This is a genomic window from Paraburkholderia sp. RL18-085-BIA-A, assembly GCF_046027075.1.
Classification (GTDB): Bacteria; Pseudomonadota; Gammaproteobacteria; order Burkholderiales; family Burkholderiaceae; genus Paraburkholderia.
In genome coordinates, this window is sequence record NZ_JARESU010000260.1 from 1 (window position 1) to 6,376 (window position 6,376).

The window sequence follows — 6,376 nt, forward strand, 5'->3', positions numbered from 1 at the left end:
ATTTCGGGGGAATGGGGTGGAGCGCTGCTGCTCGCCTACGAGTACGCACCAGGAAACCGGAAAGCCCTGTACGCGTGCGTGCCGCAACTGGGTGTCCCGCTGGGCATGTTGCTGGCGACGCTGGCAATGACACTGATGAGTCTGCTGCCGGACGCGGACTTTCTCGCATGGGGCTGCCGTAGCGGCGTTGTCTTCCCTGATGCCGTCGTCCACTAATAGTCAGGTCGCCGTCCGCGCGGGCATCCGCCATACGTTTAAGCCCTCCAGGTCCCGAGTTCGTCTGCCGCATCCCGGGCGGACCGAAACGAACGCAAAGGTTTACCCGACCTTGACTCTGGATGTTGGATACAGGATATTGTGACCACACTTCGGTCCGGAACATTCTGGATTGGTCGATCCCTCATTTTGGGAGCAATTACATGTCACCGATTGCAGCCCGACTCGAACGCCTGCCGTTCAGCCGTTTTCACTTCAAGCTGCTCCTCATGGGCGGTCTGGGCTTCATGTTCGAGGCCATCGACGCAGCCATCATCGCGTTTATCCTGCCCGTTGTTCGTACCAAATGGCATCTGACTAGCTTCGAAACCGGGCTGCTCGGCAGCAGCACCTACGTTGGCTTTCTCGTCGGCGCGCTGTTCGCCGGCCTGCTGGGCGATCGTTTCGGCCGCCGCGTCGTCATGATGTGGGCGCTGACCTTCTTCTGCGTGCTCATGTTTGCCAACGCGTTTGTGAACGACTGGCACACGTTCGCTCTGCTGCGCGCGATAGCAGGCATCGGGATGGGCGCTGAGGGCGCGATCATTGCGCCGTTCCTGGTGGAGTTCGTCAGTAACCGCTATCGGGGAGCCTTTACCGCCGCACTGGCTGGCTTCTTCTCGTTTGGTTTTGTAGCCGCAGCGTTGATCGGCTACTTTGTGATCCCGCTGAACCCGGAAGGTTGGCGCATCGCGCTGGTGATCGTCTCCGTACCGGTCGTTGTGCTGCTCTGGTGGCGGCGTTCGCTGCACGAGTCCCCGCGGTGGCTGGAGATTCGCGGCCGTCATGCGGAAGCCGAAGCCGTGGTGTCCGATATTGAGCGGCAGGTCGAACGTACGGGCGTAACGCTGCCTCCCATGGCGCCTGTGGCAGGCGCAGCGGCCAGCTATGAGCACTCGGGTTCCTTCTTCGGAAACCTGAAGCTGCTGTGGAAGCCGCCTCTCGCCAAGACGACGTTGATGACCTGGTGTCTGTGGCTATCGGTGACGTTCTGCTCGTACGCATTCTTCGTCTGGATCCCTGGCCTGCTCGTTCAGCATGGCATGACTATCACGAAGAGCTTTTCCGTCTCGATCCTCATCTACCTCGCCCAGATTCCGGGTTACTACTCTTCGGCATATTTTTGCGAAAAGCTGGGCCGCAAGGCAACGATCGTCACGTACATGGCATTGGCTTGCGCTGCAGGTATCTGGTTGGCAAATGCGGGCGGCGACACGTCGATCGTCCTTGCTTCGATCTTCATGTCCTTCGCGATGAATGGCGTCAACGCGGGCGAGTATGCCTATACGCCTGAAGTGTTCCCGACGCATTTGCGCGCGACAGGAATGGGCACGGCGTCCGCGTTCGGCCGTATCGGTGCAATCTGTTCGCCAATGCTGGTGGGTTATATCTACCCGTTGTGGGGTTTCGCCGGCGTGTTTGGCATGACCACTGTCATCCTGCTGATCGGCGCGCTCGCCGTGATTTTCCTGGGCATCTCGACGACCGGAAAGACGCTTGAGGAAATTTCCGAGGCAGAGTACGGCTCCATGCGTCCCGACGTGCAAAGCGCCGCGCTTCGAACCGCGAAATAAGGAGTTTTCGTGACGAACACAAACCACGCACTCATTTTCCGGGCGATCGAGCGTGTCGCCCGGATGCAACAGGAAGGCCGTGATGCCGACCTTGTATGGTCGGAGTTCGAACGCTCCCTCACAGAGGTATTCGGCCAGCGGCTCTTTACGGTGCTGGCGTATGACGAGGCGTCGAGCCGCCTGGGTCGTCTGCATAGTAATCGCCTGGATATCAATCCGGTAGGCGGACTCAAGCGGGTGACGCAACGTCGCTGGTCGGATCAGGTTCTTCGCCGCGGTGAGATCTTTGTTGGCTCAACGCGCGAAGACATCAAGGCAGTGTTCTCGGAATACGAAGTGTTGTGGTCGATTGGGTGTGAGAGTGTGCTGAACGTCCCCGTGCGCAAGAACGGTGTCACGCTGGGCACAATGAATCTGCTTGGCGAAGCTGGGCTGTATGACCATGCTGATATCGGACTGGCGCTGGTGTTCGCACAACTGGCGGTTTCGCCGCTCGAAGATCAGGTTCAAAGGCTGAGTGGGCTTGAGGATCCTGACGTTATGGAACAGGTGTAGGACTTGGGGCGGGGCGGCAGAAAACCGCGCTCCGCCAATTTTTTCGAACGCATTTGACAGACCCGCCGAAGGCGCGCATTATACGCAAAACAGTTGGATATTGGATCCAATATAATGTTTTCGACGCTCCCAACGCGGCTTTTATGGGTAGTAAGGAGACTGATATGAAAGTTCGCACCATCGCTTTTGCAGCCGCTGCGTCGGGATTTCTGCTTCTGTCCCTCGGAGCCGCACAGGCCGCTGAAACACAAACGGTCAAGCTGGGTCTGGCCGCTCCGATGACGGGCGCGCAGGCTCAGTACGGCAAGGATTTCGAGTCGGGCGTGCAGCTCGCCATTGACGACTTCAATGCCACGAAACCGAAGATCGACGGCAAGGAAACGAAGTTCGTGCTGGAGGCGCTCGACGATCAGGCGGACCCGAAGACGGGCACCGTCGTCGCCCAGAAGCTGGTCGATGACGGCATCAAGGGCATGCTCGGTCACTTCAACTCCGGGGTGACGATCCCCGCTTCGGCGATCTATTCGCACGCAGGCATTCCGCAGATCTCGACGGCAACCGCACCCGCCTATACGCGTCAGGGTTTCAAGACTACGTTCCGGATGATGACGTCTGATACACAGCAGGGCAGTGTGATGGGCAAGTACGTCGTCGAGACGCTCCATGCGAAGCGCATTGCAATCATCGATGACCGCACGGCATATGGCCAGGGTCTTGCGGAGCAGTTCGAGACGGCAGTGAAGGCGGCCGGCGGTAACCTTATTGACCATCAGTTCACGTCCGACAAAGCGGTTGACTTCAAGGCGATTCTGACCGGCATCAAGTCGAAGAATCCTGATTTCATCTATTACGCAGGCGCCGACGCGCAATCCGCACCCATGGTGAAGCAGGCGCGCACGCTGGCGATGAAGGCGACGTTTGCCTCGGGTGAAATGTCGAAAACGGAAGACTTCATCAAGATTGCCGGACCGGCGGCGGATGGCGCGATTGTCTCGCTCGCGGGACTGCCGCTCGACAAGATGCCCGGTGGCGCGGGCTTCACACAGCGCTACAAGGCCAAGTTCGGCTCTGAACCGACAACCTATGCACCGTACACGTACGACGGCGCCATGGCCATGATGCAGGCGATGCAGAAGGCCAATTCGTCAGACCCGTCCGTCTACCTGCCTGTGCTCGCGAAGACTGACATGAAGGGTGTCACGAGCGATCACTTCGCATACGACAAGTTCGGTGATCTGCGCGACGCAATCATCACCGTCTACAAGTGTGAAAACGGACAGTGGAAGCCGATTACGGTACTCGGATCCAAGTAACTGAAGCCACGGTGGACGGCAGTCTGCCGTCCAACCTCGCAATACCTAGACTCACGGAAATGACCCAGCAAGCTCAAAACTCCCGGACGACCCCCGACGTTGTGGTTATCGGTAGCGGAGTCGTCGGTCTCGCCTGTGCGTGGTCTGCACTGCGCGACGGCGCTACCGTCACCATCATCGACCGCGACTTCGAGGGCGACCGTACGTCGCACGGAAACGCGGGGGGCATCGCCGTGACGGAGAGCACCCCCATTTCAGTGAACGGGTTGTACATGAAGGCTCTGAAGTGGCTGTTTGATCCTTTGGGGCCGCTGGCGCTTGACTGGAAACATGTGCCGACCGCCTTGCCCTGGTTCATGGAATTTCAGCGCTCGGGCAACAAGGACCGTTTCCGCGAAATTTCCCTGGCTTTGGCCCAGCTGAACAACCGCGTCTACGACGACATCGTCCCGATGTTCGAGGACATCGGCGCGATGGACAGTTTTTATCGGCGCGGCGCATTGACGGTCTACGAGACAGACGAAGCCTTCGCCGCAGATCAGCATGAATGGGAGTTCAAACGGGATCTGGGCGTGCGCTGGCACGCCATGTCGGCCGACGAAGTTCGCGATTGCGAACCGTCCCTCGCGCCGGTTTTTCGTCATGGTGTGTTTCTCGACGACTGGTCGCACATCGGTGACCCGAAGCGTCTCGTGACCCAACTGCGTGAGCGCGTGAAGCAACTCGGTGCCACGTTTGTTGTCGGCGCGGTAAAGGCACTTGATCTCGCTGATGCACTTGCGCCAGCAGCGGTCACCGAGACAGGCGAACGGGTAAAGGGGCGCCGCCTCGTTGTGGCGACGGGTGCATGGTCCGCCGCGCTTGCCCGATCGATAGGCGACCGCGTCCTGCTGGACAGCGAGCGGGGTTACAACACGACGCTTCCCGCGCATGGCATCAGCCTGTCGCGCGAAGTGATATTTGCCGAACGCAAATTTGTCGCTACCCCACTTGATATCGGTGTGCGCATTGGCGGTGCGGCCGAGTTCGCCGGTCTCAAGGCACCACCGAATTACAAACGCAGTGACGCGCTGCTCGCGCTCGGAAAGCGCTTCCTGCCCGGTATCAACGATAAGGGAGCCGTGAAGTGGATGGGGCACCGTCCGGCCACGCCGGATTCCCTTCCGGTCATTGGCCAATCGCCGCGCGCGCCGTCCGTCATTTATGCGTTCGGCCACGGTCACCTTGGTCTGACGCAATCGGCAACAACAGGAGCGCTTGTCGCGGACCTGCTTGCCAATCGTACGCCCGGAGTCGGACTTGAGCCGTACTCGATCAGCCGCTTCCGGAATTAACGGGGCCCCCGCGACCTCGATCGACCCGCGGGACATCCCGCCTCTGATTATCATTTTTGGAAAGGTGTAGCCATGCAAGTCAACTGGAAAGGTGTGTTCCCCGCTGTCACGACGAAGCTGAAGGACGACGGTTCTCTTGATCACGAAGCGATCAAGGCAGGTCTGAACCGCCTCATCGACGGCGGCGTCGGTGGCGTCGTCATGATGGGTATGGTCGGTGAGAGCGCCCAGCTCACGCCAAAAGAGAAGCGCACGGTAATCAAGCTTGCCGTTGAAACCGTGAACGGTCGCGTGCCGGTAATTGCGGGTCTCGCCGAAACCACTACGGCAAACGCAGTCCAGTACGCGAAGGACGCGGAAGCGCTCGGCGTTCAGGGCCTGATGGTTTTTCCTGGTCTCACGTACAAGTCCGACGCCCGGGAAACGATTGCCTTCTACAGGACCGTCGCTCAGGCGTCCAAGCTCGCAATTCTGCTCTATAACAACCCGCGCGGATATGGCGTGGACCTGACGCCGGATGTGGTGGCGCAACTGCTGGAAGAGCCGACGATCGAAGCGCTCAAGGAAGAATCGTATGACACAACGCGCGTCACCGATCTGATCAGCCGTTTCGGCGACCGCCTTGCCGTCGTGTGCGGTGTCGACGATCTGGTGCTTGAGTCGGTTGCACTCGGCGTGACTTGCTGGGTCTCTGGCATGGCCAACGCTGTTCCGAAGGAATCGGTTGAATTGCTGAATCTGGCCGTTGCTGGCGACTATGAATGGGCGCGCCAGCTGTACCGTGCACTGATCGACCTGTTCCATCTGGATACACACGTGAAGCTCGTTCAGTACATCAAGCTGGCCGAGAACATCACGGCCGGCTATTCGGAAACCGTGAAGGCCCCGCGCCTGAAGCTCGAAGGCGAAGAGCGCCAGAAGGTCATTGCAATCGTAGAGAAGACGCTTGCCAACGTGCGTGCCCTGTCGAAGTAATGCGGATGGGCCTGACCTTGCTACGGCGCATGGGCGGGCCCGTTCCACATGACATAAGTACCTCATTTTGCCGGTGACGAAACGCTTTGCGCTTCGTCACCTCGTCAAGGCTTAAGGGCCGAATTCAACGCGCGCGATCCGTGTCGGGCGACCGCCGGTCGATTAACACGCGACATAAAAACCAGATTCAAAAGCGCAGCGTATCAGGAGCTGGTAAGTGGATATTTTCATTCAGCAGATTCTCAACGGGCTGGTGCTTGGCAGCGTTTACGCCATCATCGCACTGGGCTACACGATGGTTTACGGCATCCTGGGCATCATCAACTTCGCTCACGGCGATGTGTTGATGGTCGGCGCGATGGTCGCGCTT

General features: G+C 59.2%; 6 protein-coding genes and 1 pseudogene. All 7 read left to right on the forward strand.

Annotation, left to right across the window (positions count from 1 at the left end):
• Window positions 1–216, forward strand: a pseudogene (locus P0D89_RS50345) (MFS transporter); the annotation flags it as partial.
• A 203-nt stretch (window positions 217–419) separates the two neighbouring features.
• Window positions 420–1,829 carry an MFS transporter gene (locus tag P0D89_RS50350; RefSeq protein ID WP_408370313.1) on the forward strand — a complete coding sequence of 470 codons (1,410 nt, stop codon included), beginning with the start codon at window positions 420–422 and terminating at the stop codon, window positions 1,827–1,829.
• 9 nt (window positions 1,830–1,838) lie between these two features.
• Complete coding sequence (locus P0D89_RS50355) at window positions 1,839–2,384, forward strand: GAF domain-containing protein (protein ID WP_408370311.1); 546 nt, start codon at window positions 1,839–1,841, stop codon at window positions 2,382–2,384.
• 164 nt (window positions 2,385–2,548) lie between these two features.
• On the forward strand, window positions 2,549–3,697 hold the full coding sequence (locus P0D89_RS50360) for a branched-chain amino acid ABC transporter substrate-binding protein (RefSeq protein WP_408370309.1): 1,149 nt from the start codon (window positions 2,549–2,551) through the stop codon (window positions 3,695–3,697).
• Between the two features lie 59 nt (window positions 3,698–3,756).
• A complete protein-coding gene (locus tag P0D89_RS50365) occupies window positions 3,757–5,031 on the forward strand; it encodes an NAD(P)/FAD-dependent oxidoreductase (RefSeq protein WP_408370307.1) in 1,275 nt (424 codons plus the stop codon).
• A 72-nt stretch (window positions 5,032–5,103) separates the two neighbouring features.
• On the forward strand, window positions 5,104–6,006 hold the full coding sequence (locus P0D89_RS50370) for a dihydrodipicolinate synthase family protein (RefSeq protein ID WP_408370305.1): 903 nt from the start codon (window positions 5,104–5,106) through the stop codon (window positions 6,004–6,006).
• Between the two features lie 217 nt (window positions 6,007–6,223).
• Window positions 6,224–6,376, forward strand: a 153-nt coding sequence (locus tag P0D89_RS50375; RefSeq protein WP_408360981.1) for an ABC transporter permease subunit, incomplete at its 3' end; no start/stop codon positions are given.